Annotated in this window: 14 protein-coding genes; 6 read left to right on the plus strand and 8 right to left on the minus strand. The window is 45.3% G+C overall.

Annotated features, from left to right (window positions below; translation table 11 throughout):
- The 3 genes from QUA42_RS14420 to QUA42_RS14430 form a co-directional block, all read right to left on the minus strand.
- Positions 1-1300 (minus strand): calcium-binding protein (locus QUA42_RS14420; protein WP_333137869.1); only part of this gene is annotated, 1300 nt, incomplete at its 3' end.
- Between the two features lie 506 nt (positions 1301-1806).
- Complete coding sequence (locus QUA42_RS14425) at positions 1807-7224, minus strand: AAA family ATPase (protein ID WP_333137870.1); 5418 nt, start codon at positions 7222-7224, stop codon at positions 1807-1809.
- Between the two features lie 169 nt (positions 7225-7393).
- On the minus strand, positions 7394-8380 hold the full coding sequence (locus tag QUA42_RS14430) for an AEC family transporter (RefSeq protein ID WP_333137871.1): 987 nt from the start codon (positions 8378-8380) through the stop codon (positions 7394-7396).
- A gap of 212 nt (positions 8381-8592) precedes the next feature.
- Here QUA42_RS14430 and QUA42_RS14435 point away from each other — a divergent pair, with 212 nt between their 5' ends.
- Positions 8593-11124: a VWA domain-containing protein gene (locus QUA42_RS14435; RefSeq protein WP_333137872.1), complete on the plus strand. Its 2532-nt coding sequence runs from the start codon at positions 8593-8595 to the stop codon at positions 11122-11124.
- A 52-nt stretch (positions 11125-11176) separates the two neighbouring features.
- Here the strand turns inward: QUA42_RS14435 and QUA42_RS14440 are convergent, their stop codons facing one another.
- Complete coding sequence (locus tag QUA42_RS14440; RefSeq protein ID WP_333137873.1) at positions 11177-13138, minus strand: P-loop NTPase fold protein; 1962 nt, start codon at positions 13136-13138, stop codon at positions 11177-11179.
- A gap of 273 nt (positions 13139-13411) precedes the next feature.
- Positions 13412-14395, minus strand: coding sequence for an AraC family transcriptional regulator (locus tag QUA42_RS14445; RefSeq protein ID WP_333137874.1), 984 nt, complete (start codon positions 14393-14395; stop codon positions 13412-13414).
- Between the two features lie 84 nt (positions 14396-14479).
- Here QUA42_RS14445 and QUA42_RS14450 point away from each other — a divergent pair, with 84 nt between their 5' ends.
- From QUA42_RS14450 to QUA42_RS14460, 3 genes are all read left to right on the plus strand, one after another.
- Positions 14480-14605 (plus strand): hypothetical protein, encoded by a 126-nt coding sequence (locus QUA42_RS14450; RefSeq protein ID WP_333137875.1) that lies wholly within the window; start codon positions 14480-14482, stop codon positions 14603-14605.
- 92 nt (positions 14606-14697) lie between these two features.
- A complete protein-coding gene (locus QUA42_RS14455) occupies positions 14698-15108 on the plus strand; it encodes a (R)-mandelonitrile lyase (RefSeq protein ID WP_333137876.1) in 411 nt (136 codons plus the stop codon).
- 12 nt (positions 15109-15120) lie between these two features.
- Entirely contained in the window at positions 15121-16182 is a 1062-nt protein-coding gene (locus QUA42_RS14460; RefSeq protein ID WP_333137877.1) for an NAD(P)-dependent alcohol dehydrogenase, read from the plus strand.
- 504 nt (positions 16183-16686) lie between these two features.
- Here the strand turns inward: QUA42_RS14460 and QUA42_RS14465 are convergent.
- Positions 16687-17982, minus strand: coding sequence for a ribonuclease D (locus tag QUA42_RS14465; protein ID WP_333137878.1), 1296 nt, complete (start codon positions 17980-17982; stop codon positions 16687-16689).
- 234 nt (positions 17983-18216) lie between these two features.
- Positions 18217-20928 carry a DNA gyrase subunit A gene (gyrA, locus tag QUA42_RS14470; RefSeq protein WP_333072005.1) on the minus strand — a complete coding sequence of 904 codons (2712 nt, stop codon included), beginning with the start codon at positions 20926-20928 and terminating at the stop codon, positions 18217-18219.
- 396 nt (positions 20929-21324) lie between these two features.
- Here gyrA and QUA42_RS14475 point away from each other — a divergent pair, with 396 nt between their 5' ends.
- Complete coding sequence (locus QUA42_RS14475; RefSeq protein ID WP_333137879.1) at positions 21325-22248, plus strand: histone deacetylase; 924 nt, start codon at positions 21325-21327, stop codon at positions 22246-22248.
- Here QUA42_RS14475 and QUA42_RS14480 read toward each other — a convergent pair.
- On the minus strand, positions 22241-22393 hold the full coding sequence (locus QUA42_RS14480) for a hypothetical protein (protein ID WP_333137880.1): 153 nt from the start codon (positions 22391-22393) through the stop codon (positions 22241-22243). The genes QUA42_RS14475 and QUA42_RS14480 overlap by 8 nt on opposite strands.
- 177 nt (positions 22394-22570) lie before the next feature.
- Between QUA42_RS14480 and QUA42_RS14485 the strand changes: the two genes are divergently transcribed.
- Entirely contained in the window at positions 22571-22759 is a 189-nt protein-coding gene (locus tag QUA42_RS14485) for a hypothetical protein (RefSeq protein WP_015175516.1), read from the plus strand.
- The last annotated feature ends 481 nt before the right edge of the window (positions 22760-23240 follow it).

The following is a 23240-nucleotide window of genomic DNA, read 5'->3' on the forward strand; positions in this document are numbered from 1 at the left end:
GAGTAGGAGGAAGAGTTGGAATTGAATCTGTAGTTGAACTTGACTCTGTAGTTGCAGTTGAACTTGACTCTGTAGTTGCAGTTGCAGGTTGAGTTGGATCTGTATTTGTGCTTGTAACTGTAGTTGTAGTTGTAGTGGTAATGGTGGTTGGCCGGGTAGTAACCGTCCCAGTCACAGCGATAAAATCATTCGCCTCGATCAGCGCCGCCGGAGTGTCGATCAAAATTGCTAAAAGCTTGCCGTCGAGCGTCGTAATTACTGTATCCCTGACATTGGCACCGTTACCTTGCCGAACTTGCAGTTGAGCGAAAGATAAATTGCTCGGCAGTCCAAAGAAATCCTCTGTGTCATTGTAATCAGTAATTAAAGCCAGACTCCCAGGTCCGGCTCCCAATCCAAAAACATCGCTGCCGCTGCCGCCAGTCAGAGTATCCGAACCCTCACCTCCGATCAGAGAATCATTACCCTCTGCTCCAAATAAATTGTCATTGCCGAAACTGCCCAAAATGGTATCGTCGCCGATACCTCCTGCCAAGGAGTCATCGCCTAAACCGCCGTCGATACCATCATTACCTTTGCCGCCAAACAAGAAGTCATTACCTTCATCTCCCAGTACCGAGTCGTCGGCTTCATCGCCGCGAAGGGTATCGGAACCGGTGCCGCCAAAAACTGTATCGTCAGCCTTGCCACCGAATATCTGGTCATTACCAGCATCTCCGAAGAGCGAATCGTTGGCGGCATTGCCGTACAAAGTGTCGTCGCCGTCGCTGGCACTTAAGTAATCGTTGCCCTCACCGCCCAACAGTTGATCCCTGCCACTACCGCCGTTGAGAGAATCGTTCCCCGCATTCCCGTAGAGAAAGTCATCATCAGCATTCCCAAACACGGAATCGTCGCCGTCATCCCCTGTGAGGGTGTCGTTGCCAGTACCGCCGGCAATCACATCAAAGCCTCCGTTGCCAAAAACTAAGTCGTCCCCAGCGTCTCCCACCACGCTGTCTATCCCGTCGTTGCCTTCGAGGATGTCGTTGCCCAAACCGCCACGAATCGAGTCGTCGCCGTTCCCGCCGGAAGCAAAATCGCGGCCTTGGTTGCCAATAAGTTCGTCATTTCCTTCACTGCCAAGCAACGAATCTGAGCCGTCACCTCCAAGAAGCTGGTCGTTGCCACCGTCGCCCTCTAGGGTGTCATCTCCTCCGGCACCCAGGGGCGTGTCATCGCCATCTAAGCCGCGAATTCGATCGCCCAGCGGAGTTCCTAGAATAAAGTCGTTGCTGTCTGTGCCGATCAGGTTTGCCATACGGGATACACCGGTCCTCAATAAAATAAATTGTTTGAAATTATGTTAATCGCCTTCGTGACAAGGGATTGCTGCTTGCCTAGGTTAGCATAATTGAGATTTTGGCAATCTGGCGCAGGGGCGCTGAAAGTTTTGCCCGTGTCCGCAGTTGCGATCGGGGCTGGTATAATGCCCGATCGGCAATCTAATTGAGTTATTCGGGATTTTTTCAAATAGAAATTAGTCGCTCGGACTCAAGGAACTCAAACTCGACAAACAAAAGGAGGAAGAAGGAAAAATGAATAGCCTTTTTCCTTCTTCCTCCTCCTCATTTTTTTACTTCTGATACCACTTTGAAACAAGAATGGAACTGTAAGCCCGTGTTGCAATCAATTCCGGCAGTCAGGCCGGAATGATATCAAATCCTTGCTTCATTCGTCGGGCGTAAAGTCGAATCCCGATGCCAACAAATAATTCGCGCAATTTTCATTTTTTTGACCTCTCCTTCAACAGTCAACAGTCAACTTTTATTCGCGAATAGGTAACACTAACTCAAATTCACTCCCTCCCCCCAAAGTTGAATTCACATTAATGGTTCCGCCGTGGGTTTCGACTACAATCTGGCGGGCGATAGCCAATCCTAACCCGGTGCCTTTTCCTACTGCCTTTGTTGTGAACAAATGGTCAAAAATCCGTTTTTTTACGGATTCTGTCATGCCCGCACCGTTATCGGCAATCTGAATTTGGATGTGTCGATCATCCGACTGACTGGTACGAACTGTGATACAGTATGGATTTGCTTTAAGAGCCTGGAAACTGCGTCCTTGGTTTGATTCTTCTAGGGCATCGATCGCGTTAGCAAGCAGGTTCATAAAGACTTGGTTCAGTTGACCCGGAAAGCATTCGATTGGGGGGAGATTGCCGTAGTCTGTGACGACTTCGATCGCAGGATGGTGTTCGTTGGCTTTCAGCCGATGTTTCAAAATTAAGATGGTGCTGTCAATGCCCTCATGGATGTTAAAGGGAACTTTGTAGTCTTTATCGGCCCTGGAGAAGGTGCGGAGGCTGGTGCTAATGCCGCGAATGCGATCGCATCCCACTTTCATCGACAACAGCATCTTTGGCAAATCTTCTAACGCATACTCTAAATCAATATCCTCCGCATCTTCTTCGATTTCCTCGCCGGGATTTGGCAGTTTTTCTTGATATAATTTTAAGTGGGAAATTACATCTTTGAGCGTGGTGGTTGCTTCCTCAATATTGCCGCTAATAAAGCCAACAGGATTATTGATTTCGTGGGCTATTCCTGTGACGAGATTGCCCAATGCTGACATTTTTTCGCTTTGCACGATCTGTAACTGTGCTTGCTGCAAATCAAGGAGCGATCGCTCTAATTCTTCTGCATAAGCTTGAGATTGCTGGTACAATCGAGCATTTTCTATAGAGATAGCCGCTTGGGCGCACAAAAGTTGGATGATTTCAGTGCGATCTTCTGTAAATGCACCAATTGTCAAGTTATTTTCTAGATATAGCAACCCGATTAATTTACCCTGATTTAAAATTGGCGCACACAGCACACTTTTGGGCTTTTTATCCATCAAATACTCATCGGCAATAAAATCGTTTTGTACTGCTGCATTATCGAAAACCACAGTTTTCCAAGTCCGCTTAACATAGTTGACCACAGCAGAGGGAAACTCGTCGCGGGCTGACAGTGGTACAGATATTGAGATGACATCTTGATTGAAGGAGGCTACAGCTTCGATCGCGAGATTCCCATCCTTAAGCAACAGCAGAACTGCTTTTTTTGCCCCGGCATTTTCCATCACCACAGACATTAGTCCAGCCAGCAATTTTTCTAATTTAATTTCACTTGATAGAGTTTGGGAGGCTTTGAGAATAGCCGCGAAATCGAGGGTTTCGTAAATACTGTTGCTGCTCGATATAATTGTTTGAAATCTTTGAGGTAAAATTGACGATTTATTGATTGGGTGGAGGCGGGTTTCGCGGATTACAAAACGATTTTCTATTGCCTGCAATATGGGAGCAAGAAGTTGGGGATAGCGTTTTTCTAAGTCATCAATTTTGGCTTTCGCACCCCAGCGAGCATAACAGTAGTAGGCTTCTTGCATATAAGCTTGCGCCACTTTTTCTTTGCCCCAGTCGAGGTAAAATTTAGCTGCTAGTTCGTTAGCGAGAGCTTCTTCTTGGATGTATTCGTTTTCTTTCGCTCCGACGATCGCGCGATCGTACATTTCAATAGCTTCTGCCCTCTGTCTGGCAACTCGGTATTTCTCTGCTTCTACCAACTGCCACTTATGCAAATAATTCATGGGGGCGTGTTCTGCCCAATGCTGCAACGAAGTTTGATTTTCCTGAACTCGTTGCAACGAAGTTTCTAACTCCGTCTCGGACTCAGGAGTGGCAAGGGCTATGAGTGAGTCATAGAAATATAAACCAGCTTCGGAAGTAATTCCTACGCTTCCCGCTATATACTGTCTTGCTCGATCGACATCTACGGAGGCCCGAGCAATGTCTCCCAGCAGGAATCTCAAGGTCCCCCTGTACAGATAGAAGCTGCAGAGTCGGTACAAATCGTTAGTGGCAAGCGACTGAGAAAGCAGCTTCTCCTCATAGCGTTCCTCTTCAAAGGAAATCTCAAAATTGTTTGGATTACCCAATAAAAACAGCGTTGTTTCCCAATAAATCGAACAATAATTTGCCGTCGTTAGTTGGTTGAGGTCGAGTAATTGCTGACGGTATGCCCGAATTTGGGGATCGAGTTCTGCCAAAGGTTGACCGCACCAGTAGGAATGCAGACAAAATCCATGCCCATTAAACCCGACAAACTCTAAATTTCCTGTTTCTAATGCGGCTTGATAGCCTGCCTGAAAAATGGGGAGGGTTTCCCGCAAATGCGATTTGCGATGGTACAAACAGAGTCCGATCGCAGCAAAAGTTGCAGAGCGAATATTTTTGGCCTCCACGCTACTGCCAAGACGATAAGCTAATCGGCAAAATTGATCGGCTACCGTCACCTCTTGTAGAAAGTTGTTGAGAAACATTCCATAGCAGCTATAGCTATAAGCTGAAGTACGACTGTTGCCATATTGGATAGATAAATTTACCTGTAAGGCAGTCACCAGCGCAAACAAAGGCGAACCAGCCAGATAACAAGCTGTCGCAATACTTGCCGCCACTTGCATCGTGGCCAGTTTTTGGGCATCCACCATCGCTGGCAGATCGAATAACTCTTCAATAGGTCGATCGCCGATCGAGCTATTAATTTCCTGCACTGCTTGCTGAATATCTTCTGATGTAGGGCTATCGGGCAATTCTACTCCTAATTCTTTGAGACTCAACAAACCCATAGCAATTCCTTCTAAAAACTTGTTCTGAGACGATAATGCCTGAATTTGGACGATGTAAACGCTCACTCGCTCAAGGGGAGTTCTGGTATGATGAATCACAGTGTCAATCCACTGATTCATCTGGTCAAATTCGCCACAGAGTGAAGCCACTTCGGCGGCTATTTCGTGCAATTTCAAGGTCATCTCGTACTGTCGTTGCCAAGCGCTCTCTCCAAGCAAATTTAGCCCGATCGCAGCATACTCGCGAGCAGCTTGATAAGCAGTAGCGGCTCTGGCTTTGCGGCAAGCCGTCAGGTTGAGTTGTGCCAAATCATCACGTTGTGTTTGGTCTTCAATCAGCGCAATACCATAATTCAACTGATTGACAACTGAAAAAATTTGCTCTTCTATAGCTGCGGGTGAAATTTGCTGGATCAGCAATTGTCCAATCTGATAGTGAGCACGCGATCGCTCTTGTTCGGGAATTAAAGAATAGGCAGCTTGCTGAACGCGATCGTGCAAAAATTTGTAATTCACCACCTCCGAATTTTCGGGTTCCTCCCGTCTTTCTCGCCCCATATAAAACTTATAGATTTCACTTTCAGGCAGGATTAGCCCCTCTTGCAATGCCTTCCACAAATCCGCCGCCGTTTCCGTTTCCAATTGCTCGGAAACAACTGCCAAAGTCCCCAAATCAAAGCGATTCCCAACACAAGCAGCCAACTTCAACACATTCTGAGTCGCGGGCGGCAATTTTTGCAACTGCAACGCCATAAACTCGACCACATCATCCGTCAGCGCTGCCTCCCGAACTCGAACAATATCGCACTGCCAGTAACCAGCAAGCCGGTCAAACTCAATCAGCCCATCCTGATGCAGTGCTTTGAGAAACTGGGTTGCAAAAAAGGGATTTCCCTGGGTTTTTTGTGCCACCAACTCCGCCAACGGTCTTGCCCAAGATGGATCGCAATTGAGCGTATCAGCAACCAAATGATTTAGACTTGTTGAACTCAACGGTTCCAGGGTAATAGTATTCACCGTTGCCCCACCTTTGACCACTGCATCCAATGTCAGAATCAACGGATGTGCTGCCAATACTTCATTATCTCGGTAGGCACCAATTACTAATAAATAGCCGGTTTCCGACTCGGTAACCAGCAGTTGCATTAACCGCAGTGAGGCGGAATCTGCCCACTGTAAATCATCCAAAAACATCACCAGGGGATGTTCTGGTTTTGTGAACACCTTAATAAAGTTTTGAAAAAGCAAATTAAACCGATTTTGTGCCGCAGTTCCTGATAATTCCAGTGCGGGTGGTTGTTTCCCAATAATTCTTTCGAGTTCGGGAATTACTTCAATAATGACTTGACCGTTATCGCCCAGTGCTTGGAATATTTGAGTTTGCCAGTTTTCCAACCTTTCGTCACTTTCGCTCAACAATTGTCCCATTAAGTCTCGAAATGCTTGCACAAAAGCTGAGAAAGGAATGTTGTGGTTAAATTGGTCAAACTTACCTTTGATAAAATAGCCGCGCTGGCGGACAATTGGTTTTTGAACTTCATTTACAATTGCAGTTTTCCCAATCCCAGAAAAACCAGCTACTAGCATCATTTCAGTTGTGCCACTACTGACGCGATCAAAGGCTTCGAGTAGGGTTTCTACTTCAGTTTCGCGGCCATAGAGTTTTTCTGGTATAATGAATCGATCGCCAACATCCCTCTGCGCGATCGCAAAACTCTTTATCCTACCGTTTTCTTCAAGTTGCTCCAAACAACATTCTAAATCGAATTTCAGCCCTAACGCACTCTGATAGCGGTCTTCGGCATTTTTCCCCATTAATTTGCTGACAATCTCCGAGAGTACAGGCGGGATTTCAGGATTGATTTGATGCAGTGATGGTGGTTGCTTCGCAATATGACAGTGTACTAATTCCATCACATCGTTGGATTGAAACGGCAATCGTCCCGCCAGCAATTCGTAAAAAGTCACGCCCAAAGAGTAAAAGTCACTCCGGTAGTCTATGCCGCGATTCATCCTTCCAGTTTGTTCGGGAGACGAATAGCCGAGTGTTCCTTCCAGCAGGTTAGGATTGATCAGGGTTTGAGTTTCCCTTGGTAGCAAAGATGCTATGCTAAAGTCAATAAGTTTAACTTGTTTTGTTGGGGGATGAATTAAAATATTGGCGGGTTTAATGTCTTTGTGAATTATCCGGTGGCGGTAGAGTATATCTAATATATTGCTCAGGTCGATCGCCACTTGCAAAAACTCGATCAGAGTCAACCCCGTTTCTCGTTGTTCCCTCCATTCCTTCAGAGAAATTCCCCCAAAGTCTTCCATTACCAACGCATAGCTGTTTTGGTAGGTTTCCAAGCTGTAGGTTTCGATGATTCCGGGCAAGTGGAGGTTTTTGGCGATCGTGTACTGATTGCGAAATTGCACCAGTTCGCTGAAGCTGGGATACTGGTTCCGCAAGACTTTGATGGCGACGGGCTGTTTGTCGCCAGTGCGGAAAGCTCGATAAACCCGGGTGCGAGTTCCTGAGTAAATGCGATCGAGAATTTGATAACCTGTCAATGTAAAATTTATACTTGCCATACTTTTATTCTTCCCGTCCTCAGCGGGCTATTTCCACATTCGCAGAAGCCAATACAGTTTTTAAGTCCCGTGATTTTTATTTTAAATCAAGATGAGATATATCGCTCAATATTTGTGATGGGGATCACTGAAGTAAGGCAGTTTAAAAACTGAGCAATTCCTATTTTTATTAAAAATCAAATAGCCTCATCCATATTGGAATAGTGAATAATAAACTAACGCAGCCGAGGCCGATCGCAGTTACGGCTAATTCGCGATCGAGATTGAAAGCTTCTGCCAGCAATGTAGTACCAAAAGCAGGAGGCATTGCCATTTGCAACACTAGCACAAGTCGCGGCGCGCCCGCGATGCCAAAAAACGTTAATCCCGTGCCAATTACCAAGGGAATTAACAACATTTTAATCGCCAGACAAGCCAAAACTGGTTTGAGGTTGTGCAAGGAATTCAACTTGCTCAACTGCATCCCGATCGTAATTAAAGCTAAAGTAATGACAGTCCAAGCGGCTGTTGTTAACAATTCTTCGATAGGTGCCGACAGCGGCAAGCTGCGCGAGACAAATCCTACACCAAAAGCCCACAGTGCGGGATTCTGAAAAATTGCCCGCAGGGGACTTAACCAACTCTGACGGCGATCGCTTTTACCGCAGTGAGAAGCAATAGCAACTCCCACTATATTGATTCCCATGGTAGTGCCTAGCAAGTCGTAAAACAACGCCCAGGCAAAGTGTGCCGAGCCTAATAAGGACAAGGTGACGGGAATGCCTAAAAAACCCGTATTACCCACCATCGTTGCCAATAAGAAGCTGCCTTGAGTGGGCAAACTCCAAGCGCTGGTGTGTTGCGGGCTATTTTGGGCGATCGGATTAAGAGTCTTGAAACCTTCCTCGCCGACACCGAAATTTATCAAAATCCAAGCGAGTCCTCCACCTGCTATAATTGCCGCCCAAGCTATCAGCGGCGCCATCCAAATAGCGCCCGACAAATTGGCGCGGCGGATAAAAGCAACAATACTCAATGGCGTGCCAAAAAAGAAAAGAAACTTGGCTAAATATGTAGAATAGCTTCTCGGTAGCAGGCGGCCGAGAATGAATCCAAACGCCACCCATCCGATAAGATTTAGATAAAGTTTGAGCAGCGGATTTTCTAAATAAAGCATGATTGACTAAATATTTACTAAATATTTACGCAGATCCACTACTTTTGCCAAAAAAGCCCACATTTACCCTACCGCCGCAGTTTTCCCTTACAGCGCAGCGCTAAATATTAATGCTTATTCAGCTTCCCAGATAATTTTCTCGACAGGCCTTGACATCCACAGAAGCGCGTGTAATGATGACGTTGAGGAATAAATCAACATAGGTGAAAACTATGGCACGGCAAGCAAAACAATCGTCTCAAGTCAAAAGTTCCAGCAGCCAAGCAGCCTCGAATACTCGCACCAAATTTACACTCTACAATTTTGCCGGAAGCGCAAAGGCTTTCTATCTAGTCGATCGCATTAATTTAGAAAGAACACCCGGCGATATCCCAGAAAAATCCGTCGCTCACAGCATCATCATCATCGACCGTTCGGGCTCAATGTATTCTGCCTTAGACCCCCTGAAAGAAACCCTAATCAAGCTTTTGACCTTAGACGAATACAACAATTACCAGCTAATTGTCAGCCTGATTTCCTATGCTAGCAATGGGGACGTAATTTGTCATTTCCAGCGAATTCCCATTCAAGAAGTGCTAAAGTTTGACTCTCAATACATCAAAGAAATTCAAAAAATCCACACGGCTGGAGCTACCTGCATATCGCAGTCGATGCAACTCGCTAAATCTCTGGTTAAAGCGGGAGAAATGACAGCGATCAATTTGCACACAGACGGCTATGCAAATGACCCAAGTGCCAATTCGGAATCTGCAAAACTAGGGGAAATTTGCGAAGAACTCAAAGACATGGATGTGTTTGCCAACACGATATCCTATGCCTCTGCTGACTTCAAACTTCTCTCCAAAATCGCCAACACATTATCGGGAAATTGCATCCGCGCTGGCGAAGTCAAAATGGTTTATGATGCTCTTTACGACAGCACAAAACTTTTAGGCAGTTCCGTTGCACCTCCGCTGGAAGAACCGTTAATTAAGGAATACGATTATCAAGTTTTTGTTTCCCAAAGTGGCAAGAAAATCAACGGTTCAGCGAGTACGCTGAAAATCTGCGGGCTGAAAGCAGAGGATCGGGGACTGTTTTACAAATATCAGAAAATCGCCAAAGATGAGTATGACAAACTAGATGTTCCCGTTGCTCAAACTGATGAGTCGGTGTTTGCTTTTGCGAAAGCTAACCTCGCTGACGGCAATTTAAATACGGCTAAGTATGCGCTGGCGAGCACCTTCGACGCTACTTTGACGGAAAAACACGCTAAAGCTTTGACAAATGCCCAAATAGCTGAGTTTACGGAAGATTTGGAACAGGCTGTTTTTGCGCCTGATGTTTTGAAAAATCATGAAATTGGCGATCGGGTAAAAGTCAGCGATAAAATTTCCCTGCTGGAGTTGATCGAGATATTGGAGGAAAACAGCAACAGCATCATCATCAACTTGAAACACTTGCAAGAAAATTATCAGCGAAAAGGTTTGAAGCGAATTGAAGGAAAGCGAGACGAAAACGGCAATCTTGTCAAGCCTTGGCTGAAAACTGAATTCTTAGATGGTGGCGAATACGTGCAAATGGGTTCATTTGCCATCAATCAAAATACCGCTACCATCAATATGCTGATTACCCGCAAAGCTAAGCTGGTAAAAGTTGAGGATGAAACTTTAATCGCAGAAGTGGCGGGAATTCTAGTTACAGACCTCAATACTTTCAACAATTATACTATTGTCAGCGACGGCGAAGTTAATATCAAGTCGCTGCGAACCAAAATCAGCAGCAAACCAGTGTTTGATTTGCTCAAAAAATGCGGTGTCCTTGAAAAAGACGGTTCGCCGGTGCAAGAATTTGACTTCCGTTCAGAGTACGATATTAAGTTAGAGGATTTGCCCCTCGTGCCTTTTGACGGGCGTTACGGCAGCCTTGACGGAGTGTTTGAGGAACTCGCAGAAATCAAAATTCTCTCTAGCATTCTCTCGGCTCATTTGAAGGAGGAATCCGAGGCGTACACTGCGGAACAATTGGAAGAATTGAAACAGCATTATCTGTCAAAAAGCCTTTACATCAATTTTCCGACGACGACGGAATACACAGATTTAAAAAGTGCGATCGCCAACGGTTCAGTAGATTCGCGAGTCAGCTACAAAATCGACATCGGCAGCAAAAACATCCTCAACTTCGGCAAATTGCACTCTGCCAACAAATTTCTCGATCGCCTTTATGAAGTTTACCACAAAAACACGGGCGAAAAGCTAGCAAAACCGACATTTGACTTCACCTTAGATGAGCCTGTTGTCTTCGCACACAAAACGCTGTCATCTCGAACAAAAATCACCAAAGTTGACGACTTGATGAAACTGATTTTCGATGAGTTTTTGGGGTTGGAGAATAACGGCACTGTCACCGCTATTTTATCAAAAGTTGGTGCAGATAGTTTGCTGCGCCTTTTGCAAGCGAAATGGCAGGAAGAAGATGTCAAGCGAGAGGAGTTTGTCGCTGCTTTAGCTAATGCGAACGAGCGACTGGAAGCTTATGCTGAAAAAGTGTACAGGGAAAAAGTGTCACCGCTGGTTTTCTATATCGGTTCTACCGGACTTATCCCGGATGAAATGGAGGCAAAAGCGGCGACTGCTGAGGAAATTAATTCTAAATACGGCAACTTGCAATTTTCTAAAGATGAGCAAGAGGGGATGTTTTTTGAAGTGGGCGACTGCATTATTAGCGTGTATGCTAAGAATGAGTATTTCACGGTAGGGAAGTAGGAATTAGGGTGGGCTTTTGCCCACCTTGGTTAAATCCTTATAGAACCTATTTTTAAGCTCTATTTTGTTTAAGTCCCACTATAATGGGTTCTAAATAAAATTGGTTAGCCTGCTTTAATAAATAACCCATTAACTTGCCTTGTCTTTGCTCGACTTCTTGTAATAATATTTTTTGAACTTCTATCAAAAAATTTATTTCTTGATTCAAGTCATGATTCTGAATAGCATATCGTTGTTGAAGTGAGTAAAAGACATAATCTCTTTCAGTGTTTTCTAACTTCAAGATTGTTTCGACAAATTCCTTCGGTGACATATAATTAAAAATAGGAAAATCAAAGTAACTCTCGTTCAATTTAAACATATTTTTTATATAGTTTAACTTATTACCTATCATGGAAGAAAATTTATCAGTATCAGTTTGCATAATCCTCAGCAAATCTCTAGCAGCATCGGGTGCCTTATTAATCTTTACTTCATTTTTTGACTGCTTGATATATTCACAAAATTCTTCAAACTCTAAAGAGTTGGATGGAAAAGCAAAACCATAAGCTTGTCGTAAATCTTCAGGGAAGTGAAAATCTAGCTTATTATTATTTCTCAACTCATTAATATAAAGTTTGGCATCGTCCAGAATATTCTCCTTAGTTTTGGGGTATAAGCCCACCTCGGAAAATTTTAAAAATAAACCTGTAATATGCTTAATTATGTTAATATCATCATAATCTCTTTTCTGATACTCTAAATTAACAAGCTCAATTAATTTTTCAAATTCATCATCACTAAGTTGTTCATAGTGCAAAAGTTTAATCCAATTGGGGGAATTTTCATCTTTAAAATATTTGCTAGTTAGCAGTGATTTTTCTACAGCCTCTTTATGGATAATGCCTTTGTCAAAAAAAAGCCCCCACACTGATAAGTTAGGAAACGCTCTGAAAAAAGGCGAAAATACACTGGAATAATTCATATTATAAATATTTTCATACTTTTTAAATATACCCATAAAAGATTTTTTATCTTCAGTATTAGCCTGATTTTCTTTTGAATCAGTATCTTTGGCAGCTCTTCTTGCCAACACTAATTCTTCACCTAATTTTTGGTCGATTTGGCTAATATCTTTTGGCTCAAGCCTTCCACAAGAAATTTCAATGGAAAAAATTATTAATAGTTCTAATAGGTCTTTTATTAATTCCGCTTTATTCCGAGCCTTTTCTGGTAATTCTTTAAAAAATCTCTCAAAATCCAAACTTATTTGGTTCAATATTCTTAAATTCATACACTCTGCTTGTCTGTACAAGTCTTGAATAAAGTCAAGATTTTTTGATAAAAAATCTTTGGCTTGTTGAGTATGTACTTGATTAAGAACTTCATTTAATGCTCCTGAGAAATCTGGGGAAATTTCAAAACTCTTCCCAATTAATTTTTCCTTAATTTTTTTGTATTTCTCTGGTTCAGTGCTTATTTCCTCTTCATTTGCAATTATGACTACCTTTAAGTATTGCGACTCTACAAAACTATTAATATATCCCAATATATTTTCAATGTTTATACTACAACGTTCTAAATCATCGAATATTAAGAGGCTGAAACTAGAATCCTCAAACTTTTGAGGGATGTTTATATCGGGTATAGAAAAATTCCACCTCATATCATCTTTACCATCATTATTTAAATCAATTTTTAATGCACCTTTCAGTAAACCTTTAAAGACTTTTCCTGCTATTACCATCCCTTTAGATGTACGAAAAGGGTACAACTGTTGCATGAGTAAGTCTTCTATTTCTGAATAATTAGTGGCTCCATACAGACTAACATATAAACATTTTTTTTCTTTTGCTTTTAGCTTTTCAATATACTGATTTATAAACCATGTCTTGCCAGAGCCCCATTTTCCTTTAAGCAAAATAGCAAATTTAGGGGAGTGAGATAACTCACAATAATAATTTAAGTATTCTTCAATATGCTTATTGGGTTCAGAAACATACTGATTGTTTGCGATATTTACTTGATCTGGCATAGTTTTGTTACTTTAACTGTCATCACTTTTGCTCAATTGACTTACTTTCAGCATATCCTAAGTTGTGCCAAAGTGCAGCACCAACTTACTGCCATCAGACCTAGTTGCAAAACTTTATATCCTGTATTTTTTGCACATACAGCATATTCAATAATATCCGACTCACTTGTGACCCGCTTAACTCTATTCCTGTTTCATCCTACGGTGCGCTACACAGAACTGTTTCCACAATGTTTTAGCGATTTCTGGCCTGATTAGGGCATCTTGAGGAGATCATGTTGAACTCGCAGTCTGCCTAGCAGCTTCTCGCAGCCGCTCCATATCGCGCATAGGTGGTATACCAAAGAGCCGCTTGTACTCTCGGTTGAAGTGCGAGGAATCGTCATAACCCACACGGTAGGCAGCACTGGTAGCGTCAAGGTTTTGCCCCAGCATCAGACGGCGAGCTTCCTGGAGCCGCAGTTGCTTCTGGAACTGCAAAGGACTCATGGCAGTGACAGACTTGAAGTGATGGTGGAAGCTCGATACACTCATTCCAAGCTCTCGTGCGATGCTTTCAATCCGAAGCGGCTGGTTAAAGTCTTTGCGAAGTCGATCGACTGCTCTAGCAATTTGGTGGGTAGAGCCGCCCAGAACAGCAATATGACGCAGCCGACTACCTTGCTCCCCCATCAGGAGTCGGTAAATGATTTCCCGCTTAATCAGTGGTGCCAGAACATGAGCTTCAGCAGGGGAATCTAGAAGCCTGACGAGCCGCACCACAGCGTCCAAAAGATTTGCATCCAACGGACTTACGTCAATCGCTTTGACATTGGCATCCCTTTGCGGTGAGGGATCGCCCGCCTCAACCATGACTGAACCGACAAGAGTGGGGTCGAGATCGAGGCGAAGGCTAAGGTACGGTAGCGCCTTAGATGCTTCCAGAATTTGGCTGGCGATCGGCAGTTCGACCGTAGCCAGCAAATAATGCAAAGGGTCGTACTGATAGCGATCGTTGCCCAGAAGAACTTCTTTGCTGCCCTGAGCGATCGCACAAAAGGCAGGGATAGAGACACTATGAACGCATTCCGAAGGTGAGGAGGAGCGGTTGAAGTGCAATCCTTTGAGCGGCTCGATCGTCCCATCATGACGAATCGCCTGTGCAATCCGCTCGGTCAGTTCGTCTCTGTGGGCTTGCGCTCTATCTGCCTCGCGCTTTGCCTGCTGGTCGTTCATTAACTCCATAGCGGACTTTTCACTCGTTTTGGCAGCGTTCATTTCTAAGTTTGCAGGATTGTACAACAATCTTAGACGATCGTTCTATTGCTTGCCTTTGAGGATTCTTAGAATGAAGCTAAAGCAATGAAAAACGATTCCGGCGAATTGCAAACGTCTGGATTTTTATACAAGAGAAAACTCAGTTTTGATTGGGCAAGAAACCTGCTGAGTGACAACCAAAATGCCATCAAGGCTAACCTTGCTTCTTAAAAAATCCATCCCTATTGATAGAGAAGCGATAAGTGCTCAATTTCTACGATTGGGACAGCCACCGAAATGGCATCAAGTGAAGGAATTAAGAAATGGACATTAAACGAAGTGGCTCACAGCCTTCGGCCAAAGGACTGGACGAGTATTTTACCCGCAATGTCCGCATTGACCCCCTGTTCCAGGCAAACGATCGAGCACGCACACTTGGTGCCAGTGTCACGTTCGAGCCTGATGCTCGGACAGCAGGGCACACCCACCCCTTGGGACAGACCCCGATCGTGACGGCTGGCTGTGGATTCGTACAGCGTTGGGACGGTGCGATCGAGCAAATTAGGCCAGGGGACGCGATCTGGTTCGCGCCGCGCCAGAAGCATTGGCACGGTGCCACGGCAACCACGGCTATGACGCACATCGCCATTGTGGAACAGCTCGACGGCAAGACCGTGGACTGGATGGAAAAGGTCAGCGACGAACAATACCAGGCACCAAAAGTAAACAAATAGGAGCATCAATTCATGTACAACACGAAAGCTTATTCCGCAGCAAGTGCAACATCACCGCTAGCCTCCGACACGATCGCACGGCGCGATCCAACCGAACACGACGTTCAGATCGAAATCCTTTTCTGCGGCATCTGTCACTCCGATGTCCATTCGGTGCGTAACGAGTGGAGCGACTTCATGTCTACTAACTATCCCATTGTCCCCGGTCATGAGATCGTCGGACGGGTCACTCAAGTTGGTTCAGCCGTGACGAAGTTCAAGTCCGGCGATCTAGCGGGAGTCGGCTGTATGGTCGATTCGGATGGTCACTGTCCCAACTGCAAGGCTGGCTTTGAGCAGTTTTGCCAAAATGCGATCTTAACCTACAACTCCCCAGACAAGCACAAGACTGCTCCAGTCACCTATGGTGGCTATTCCGATAGCATTGTTGTTGATGAACGCTTCGTGCTGCGCGTTCCCCCAAACCTCGATTTGGCTGGAGTTGCGCCACTCCTGTGTGCAGGCATTACCACGTATTCGCCACTCCGTCATTGGGGAGTCACAGAGGGTAAGAAAGTAGGTGTGGTCGGTCTGGGCGGATTGGGGCACATGGGCGTGAAGCTTGCTCATGCAATGGGAGCACACGTCGTTGCCTTTACCACGTCCCCCGACAAGAAAGAAGACGCACTCCGCCTAGGTGCCGATGAAGTTGTTGTTTCCCGCAATGCTGACGAGATGCAAAAGCACGCTGGTAGCTTCGATTTTATCCTCGATACCGTCGCCGCCAAGCACGACATTAATGCTTATCTCAACCTGCTCCGCCTCGACGGTAACATCACCCTGGTTGGTGCGCCTGAAAAGCCCTTGGAGGTCGCAGCATTCAGCCTGATTATGGGTCGCCGCAGTCTTTCTGGCTCTATGATCGGCGGCATCGCCGAAACCCAAGAGATGCTCGACTTTTGCGGTGAACACAATATCACCGCCGATGTCGAAGTTATCCCGATCCAGAAGGTCAACGAAGCCTACGAAAGACTGCTCAAGTCCGATGTGAAATATCGCTTTGTAATTGATATGGCTTCTCTTAAATCTGAATAACTGAGGCCGTCCCTAGAAGGCAGGGCTGTTTCATTCTCTTGTAGGGGCAAACCCCCCGTGGTTGCCCCGATCGCTGAAATGCCCAATTTATCGTGTCTAGGTCGGGGGTAGGCACTCTTGGTACTACAAGAGTGCCTACCCCCGACCTAGACGATTCGATCGGCAGGTCAGACCAAGAGGGCCGGCACGGGGGCACAGCCCCTAGGTCGAAGGAAACAGCCCTGCCCAAAGCGGGGAAGTTCCGCCTAAAGAACAAAGCAAAAAATACCGCAGACCGAGTACCTTTGGTGTTGGCGCAAAATGGAGAACAGTGGGTGAATTATTTGGATAAATATTTTGAATCTGTACAATTGTTAATGAATTTAACTTGTAATAAACATCGCTTTTATCAACAGGGTATACAGGCTGCAACCCCCTTATTCGGCATTGTTTCTAGACCTCTTTCTCTCGCTCCCAGACCCCTGATAACACAGAAAAATGAGAGGAAACGTAATATTTTAGAAGTTAAAAAGGGATTTCATCATCATCTTCCTCTTCCATAGTCTTAGCCGTCATCCGCCAACTCGTAATATACTCAATTTGCACATCAATTTTGTTAATCGCTTCCCCTAACCGGTTTTGGATGTATTGAGTCAGCGTCACCATAAAATCTAACTCAACTCCCACAGATAGCGCAAGTTTTGCCAATTTAGCAAAATCCACCTTCAAAATCGAGGAACTGGATAACTTAAAATGGGGAGTATTTTCCTGATTTTGCACCAACATGGCTTTTTTAATGCGCTCTTTCAGATGCTCAACTTCAGAATCCCGCAACTTCCATTCAGGCAAAATTTCTTTGTACCTTTCCCCCAATGCTGTTAAATCCTCACTCTCCGGTTCTGGCGCAACTTTCTTAGTAGATTTTCGCCGCTGCTGTACATTAGAATTCAACCGCCAACTAGCAATTTCCTCAACTTCCAAAGATGGATCAGTGACGAGTTGTCCTAACTGTTTTTGAATTTCTTTCGTCAGCGTTACCGGAAAATTCAACTCAATTTCCTCAGTTTGCGTCAGTCTTGCCAGGGTGAGAAAATCTACTTTCATAGCTATCGAACTGGAAAGCTCAAAATAAGAACTGTCTTTGAGCCTTTGGGCCAGCATCCCTGCTTTAATGCGTTCTTTCACTTCAGCGATTTCTGAATCTAGCGGCTTCCACTGAGATTCTATTTCCTGATATTTTTCGCCCAATGCTGTCAAGTTTTCCGTTGCGGGTTCGGGGTAACATTGGGCAAGGATATCTACCAGGCGGCGATGAACTCCAGCTAAATAAACCGCGTCCATGTTGGCATATTCTAGCTGCTTCTCGGTCAGGGGACGCTTGCCCCAATCGCCGCTTTGTTCTGTTTTATCTACATAAGCAATGCCACAAAGTGTTTCTATTAAAGTTTTGAGTTGTCGATTAGGTAATGGCAGAATGTAAGTGGGAATCTTTCTCGCCATTTTTAATGTGCAAGTGACATTTTGAGCGTCGTCGTTGCCCAGAAATCTGATGTCATAGCTGGCGTTGTGCAAAACTTTTTCAATATCTGGATTGACCATGATTTGGTTGATGAAATCTTTTGCCAATTCTGGTTGATCCAAGACATCTAGTAGAAAAGTGGCATCTCCCGTCGCATCTGTGGAGTCAGCTAACACCTGAATCAGAGATAATCTGGGGTTTGATTTATAGTCTGCTATTTCTGTATCCACCCACAGGATTTTAGCTTGGGCAAATTTAGCAATGAGTGCTTTGATGTCGTTTGCTGCGGTTAAATAAGGCATTTTTACAGACTTTTGCTATTAACTTTATGATTCTATTATGCTATAGCAATTATCGGATCGATTGTCAACGATCGCATTAAGGACACGGCAATGCCGTGTCCCTAGAGGTATTTTTTCATAATTAGTATTAAATGTTGACCAGTCTTGGAGGCAGAAACCGGGAATAGACGATCGCATTTTTACCATTCAGCAGTAAGGTACGCAGCGCGTACCTTACAAACTATTAACCTATGACTATTCTGCCACTTCCTCAGATTCCGATTCTTCGGCCGATTCTTCACCAGCAGGCGGCACTAAAGCCACAGCTACGATCGAATCATCCTCGTCCAACCGCTGCACCCGCACGCCTGTTGCTGTGCGTGATTGCGTGGAAATTGCACTCACAGCCTGACGGATAATAATACCTCGGTTGGTAATGATCATCAACTCGTCATCTTCGTTGACAATTCGCAGCGCAGCTACGTAATCTTTAGCCTTTTTAGACTTGAATTTAGTAGCCGTCAATCCCTTGCCCGCCCGTCTTTGTAGGCGGAATTGAGAAACGGGAACCCGCTTGCCATAGCCGTTGGTGGTGATTACCAACACTGAAGGAACGTCGCTGCTACTTTTGGTAATTTCTTCGGCTTCTTCGCCTTCAATTTCCTCGGATTGCAGTTCTAATTCTTCATCTTCCAATTCCGCATCTTCAGTTTCTAGGTCAGTAATTTCTGCTACTTCAAATTCCGAATCTTCAGTTTCTAACTGAGCAATATTAGCTCCCTCGAATTCCGAATCTTCAGTTTCCAATTCAGCAATCTCGGCAACAATTGAACTGGGCAATATGTCCATGCTGATCAACTCATCGCCCGATCGCAATTTCATCGATTTTACACCCCGCGTCGCGCGGCCGACAGGGCGCAACTGTTCGTGATTAGTGCGGAAATGAATTGCCATGCCTTGGCGCGTGCCGATGATGATACTGTCACCCACTTTTGCTCTCCGCACCCAGCGCAGTTGGTCGCCTTCTTCTAGAGAAATCGCGATTAATCCGTTAGTGCGGATGTTGCCAAAAGCCGAAAGTGCGGTTTTCTTGATGTAGCCGCCGCGAGTCAGCATTACCAAATATTCTTCGCTGGTGAATTCTGTGACTGACACCATAGAAGTGATTTTTTCTTCTATAGGAATCGGCAGCAGTTGCACCACAGGAGTGCCGCGGGCAGTCCGCGAACAGACGGGGATTTGATAAGCTTTGACAGAGTAAACTACACCTCTGTCGCTGAAGAACAAAACGCTATCGTGATCGCAGCAGGAAAGGAAATGTTCTACTCCGTCGTCTTCTTTCATTTTCGCCCCTGCTTTGCCGCGAGTAGCGCGACTTTGGGCCTCGAAAGTGCTGACAGGCATCCGCTTGATGTAGCCTTGCTCTGTGATCAGAATAATTGCTTGTTCGTTAGCAATTAAATCTCTTTCATCGATTTCTCCTTCGGCGTGCTCGATGACGCTGCGTCTAGGAGTGGCGATTTTTGTTTGGATTTCGACTGCTTCAACTTCGGCGATTTCTAAGATGCGTTCCCGGCGCGCTAAGATATCTTCCAAATCTTCGATTTTAGCTCGCAGTTCTTCGTGTTCTTGCTGAATTTTTTGCGCTTCTAATGCTGTCAAACGCCGGAGCTGCATTTGCAGAATTGCGTCGGATTGCTGTTCAGAAAGACCGTAATTATCCATCAATTCTTGTTTCGCGGCGGCGGAGTCGGCAGCAGCGCGAATTAGGTGAATAATTGCATCTAAGTTTTCTAAAGCAATTAATAAGCCTTGCAGAAGGTGATCGCGTTCTTCTGCTTTGCGGAGTTCGTATTGAGTCCGGCGAGTAATTGTCTCAATGCGGAAGTCTAGGAAGACATTGAGGAATTGGGAGAGCGTAAGTAATTGGGGTTCCCCATTTACTAGCGCTAACATATTGGCTCCAAAGTTGGCTTGGAGTGGTGTTTGTTTGTAGAGGTTGTTGAGGACGACGCGGGGATAGGCGTCGCGCTTGAGTTCGATCACGATGCGCATTCCGTCTCTGTCGCTTTCGTCGCGAATGTCGGAAATTCCATCTAATCTTTTGTCGTTGACAAGTTCGGCAATTTTCTCAATTAGGGCTGCCTTGTTTGTTTGGTAAGGCAATTCGGTGATAATAATTGCTTCTTTGTCGGGGCGGCCCGGATGTTCAATGGTTTCAATGCCGGCGACTCCGCGCATTGTAATCGAACCGCGACCGGTGGTGTAAGCATCGCGAATGCCGCTTCTGCCCAGAATTTGCCCTCCGGTGGGAAAGTCCGGGCCGGGGATGTACTGCATCAATTCCAGGTCGGTAATTGCTGGATTGTGGATTAGTGCTACTAAACCGTCAATTATTTCGCCTAAATTGTGTGGCGGAATGTTGGTTGCCATCCCTACAGCAATCCCGGAGGAACCGTTGAGCAAAATTTGGGGGATGCGTGCCGGGAGTACGAGGGGTTCTTGCTGTGAACCGTCGAAGTTGTCGCCGAAATCAACTGTTTCGGAGTCGATGTCGCGCAGCATGGAGTCGCTCGTCAAAGCTGTGAGGCGACATTCGGTGTACCGCATGGCAGCGGGCGGGTCGTTGTCAACAGAGCCGAAGTTGCCGTGGCCGTTGATCAGGCGTTCCCGCATAGAGAAATCCTGAGCCATCCGCACCAGGGCGTCGTAAACCGCTGTATCTCCGTGCGGGTGATACTTGCCCAGCACCTCCCCCACGACGCGGGCGCATTTGCGGAAAGGTCGATCGGGAGTCAAGCCCAATTCGTTCATGGCGTAGAGAATGCGTCGGTGAACGGGCTTGAGACCGTCCCTGGCATCTGGTAGCGCCCGACCGACTATTACGCTCATGGCGTATTCCAAGTACGATCGGGACATCTCATTACCCAGATCCGTCGGGATTATCCGCGACTCAGAGGTGCTCATAGGTTGAAAAACTCCGTTAAAAATTTAAATTTGACCGCTATAAATCTCAAAAATGCGATAAAATCGGTTTGGATTCAGTAGAGCTGCCAAATATTGCCAATTACTCCTGAAATTATATCACAATTTGCCTTGGAATTTATGGGAAAGTTGCCAGAAAAATTAAGGGACGAAACAAGCACAATTGATAATTTGTCAGTTGGTAATTTTGTCAGCAGTTGGCAAAAGCTAAAAAGGTTTTTTTAGGCTGAAGGGTTTCATGATTTCGTGAGTTTTTTTGACGCTCCTCTAAGAAATTAAAATGGTTACTCGATAGCAATTTTAATTTCACACAGCCGAAGGCCGAATTGAAACAAACAGAAAATCTAAAATCTAAAATATTAACTCTAAAATCTGCTGATGCTACCCGTCATCTACTCCGAAGATTTCTTGCTGCACAAGACTGGAATGCTTCACCCAGAGCGACCAGAACGTTTAACGGCGATCGTCAACGCTCTGAAAGCTGCTCCTTGGGCAGCTCAAATTGAGTGGCAACTGCCCACCCCAGTGCCGCAGCGCGAACAACAACTGTTCTCGGCTATCAAAAAAGTTCACTCGCAAAGATACATCAAAGAAGTTGAACATTTGGCTCATCGGGGAGGCGGCTACCTCGACGGTGATACGCCGATTTCTGCTGAAAGTTACGATGTAGCGCTGCTAGCGGCGAGTGCTTGGCTCGATGGGGTCGATCGAGTGGTGGCTGCGGGGGAACCTGCTTTTGTGCTGGCCAGGCCGCCGGGACACCACGCCGAAAACGCCCGCGCGATGGGTTTTTGCTTGTTTTCCAATGCTGCGATCGCCGCTCACTACGCCTTGGAACAGCCGGGAATCAACCGCGTCGCTGTCCTCGACTGGGACGTGCACCACGGCAACGGCACTCAATCTTTGGTGGAAAACTGCCGGCAAATTGCCTACTGTTCCCTGCATCAATCTCCGTGCTATCCGGGAACAGGAGATGCCGAGGAGCGCGGTGCTTACGACAACGTGCTGAACATTCCCCTTTATCCGGGCGGTGGCATAGCTGAATACCTGAGCGCCTTTGAATCTCTTGTCGTGCCTTTTTTGTCCAAATTTGAACCGGATTTGTTGATTGTCAGCGCTGGTTATGACGCTACTGCGTCCGATCCGCTGGCGAGCATGACTCTGATGCCGTCAGATTTCGGTACTTTCACCGGATACTGTCTGCAACTCACGCGCCGCATAGCTTTTGGTTTGGAGGGGGGTTACGCGCTGAAAGAGTTGGCCGAGTCGGTTGTGGCGACTATTGACCGATGCCTCAATTAGCTGGAAAATTGGCATAGGGGAAAATGATGTTGAGAAGCCATGAGGACGAGATGGAGAGTTTTTGAGGGCGATCGGCGAAGCTGAGATTTGGCGATCGCGCTTGATAGCCTTTTTCCCTCTGACTTCTGACTTCAGTGACAAGCATCACAAATTTAAGAGATCCAAGTCACTTGGCATCAAAGTCTTGGTCACAGATTTTTAACCAAAAAATCACACCGTGTCAATGTGTTCGATCGCCTTTGAAGTCACTCCCAGAGTGGATAATACAAATACAACAAGCCTGTTAAAATTTTATCTGTCTCAATCAACTAGGAGGTTTATCATGTCAGTATCCCAAATGACACTCGAAGAGTTATTTGGTCAGGTCATGTTCTCCAGCGTCGTGACTCGCCACGACCGGAGACAGCTCAGATCTGCACTCTTAGAAAGAACACTGAATGAAGATGAGTATGCCATCATCAACCGACTACTGTACAACGTGCGCCGCGGTTGGGTAAAAATTGTCGATTAAAGACGTGGCAGCCACTCCCTTTAGGGGAGTTAATACCATTTTCGGTTTTCGATTTGCGATTTGCGATTAAAAAATTGGTAATGACTGATAACTATCGGGGTTGAAAGCACGGGCAGACAGTTACATTTGTTCGGGAACTCATTACAAGTATAACTTGCCACTTCGGGAAGTTTTTTGTGTTTAATAGTGGGATCGAAAGTGTGATGTGTTTGACCAGTGTGCTAATGATCGAAATCTTGCTACACATCAGCCTATAGGTAGAGATAATTATAAAATAACAGGTTTCGGGTGCATCTCTACTTGTTGAAAACTTGTGAGTTTTGAGTTATTAGCTGAAAAGTTATAATTAACTCAAAACTCATAATTTTTTTGATTTGAGAGGGGAGATTGGAGAGTGGGAAAACTGGCGTTGCTGAATCAAGGTATGAATGCCCCAGGAATGGGAATATCGTAAAATTTCAAGTAATGTATTAATAACTTA

It is taken from the genome of Microcoleus sp. Pol11C2 (genome assembly GCF_036701505.1).
Lineage (GTDB): Bacteria > Cyanobacteriota > Cyanobacteriia > Cyanobacteriales > Microcoleaceae > Microcoleus.

Bases quoted from the DNA above. Each gene is read 5' to 3' on its own strand.
- QUA42_RS14425 (WP_333137870.1), bottom strand. From the start codon at position 7,224: ATGGCAAGTATAAATTTTACATTGACAGGTTATCAAATTCTCGATCGC.
- QUA42_RS14430 (WP_333137871.1), bottom strand. From the start codon at position 8,380: ATGCTTTATTTAGAAAATCCGCTGCTCAAACTTTATCTAAATCTTATC.
- QUA42_RS14435 (WP_333137872.1), top strand. From the start codon at position 8,593: ATGGCACGGCAAGCAAAACAATCGTCTCAAGTCAAAAGTTCCAGCAGC.
- QUA42_RS14440 (WP_333137873.1), bottom strand. From the start codon at position 13,138: ATGCCAGATCAAGTAAATATCGCAAACAATCAGTATGTTTCTGAACCC.
- QUA42_RS14445 (WP_333137874.1), bottom strand. From the start codon at position 14,395: ATGAACGCTGCCAAAACGAGTGAAAAGTCCGCTATGGAGTTAATGAAC.
- QUA42_RS14450 (WP_333137875.1), top strand. From the start codon at position 14,480: ATGAAAAACGATTCCGGCGAATTGCAAACGTCTGGATTTTTATACAAG.
- QUA42_RS14455 (WP_333137876.1), top strand. From the start codon at position 14,698: ATGGACATTAAACGAAGTGGCTCACAGCCTTCGGCCAAAGGACTGGAC.
- QUA42_RS14460 (WP_333137877.1), top strand. From the start codon at position 15,121: ATGTACAACACGAAAGCTTATTCCGCAGCAAGTGCAACATCACCGCTA.
- QUA42_RS14465 (WP_333137878.1), bottom strand. From the start codon at position 17,982: ATGCCTTATTTAACCGCAGCAAACGACATCAAAGCACTCATTGCTAAA.
- gyrA (WP_333072005.1), bottom strand. From the start codon at position 20,928: ATGAGCACCTCTGAGTCGCGGATAATCCCGACGGATCTGGGTAATGAG.
- QUA42_RS14475 (WP_333137879.1), top strand. From the start codon at position 21,325: ATGCTACCCGTCATCTACTCCGAAGATTTCTTGCTGCACAAGACTGGA.
- QUA42_RS14480 (WP_333137880.1), bottom strand. From the start codon at position 22,393: ATGCTTGTCACTGAAGTCAGAAGTCAGAGGGAAAAAGGCTATCAAGCG.
- QUA42_RS14485 (WP_015175516.1), top strand. From the start codon at position 22,571: ATGTCAGTATCCCAAATGACACTCGAAGAGTTATTTGGTCAGGTCATG.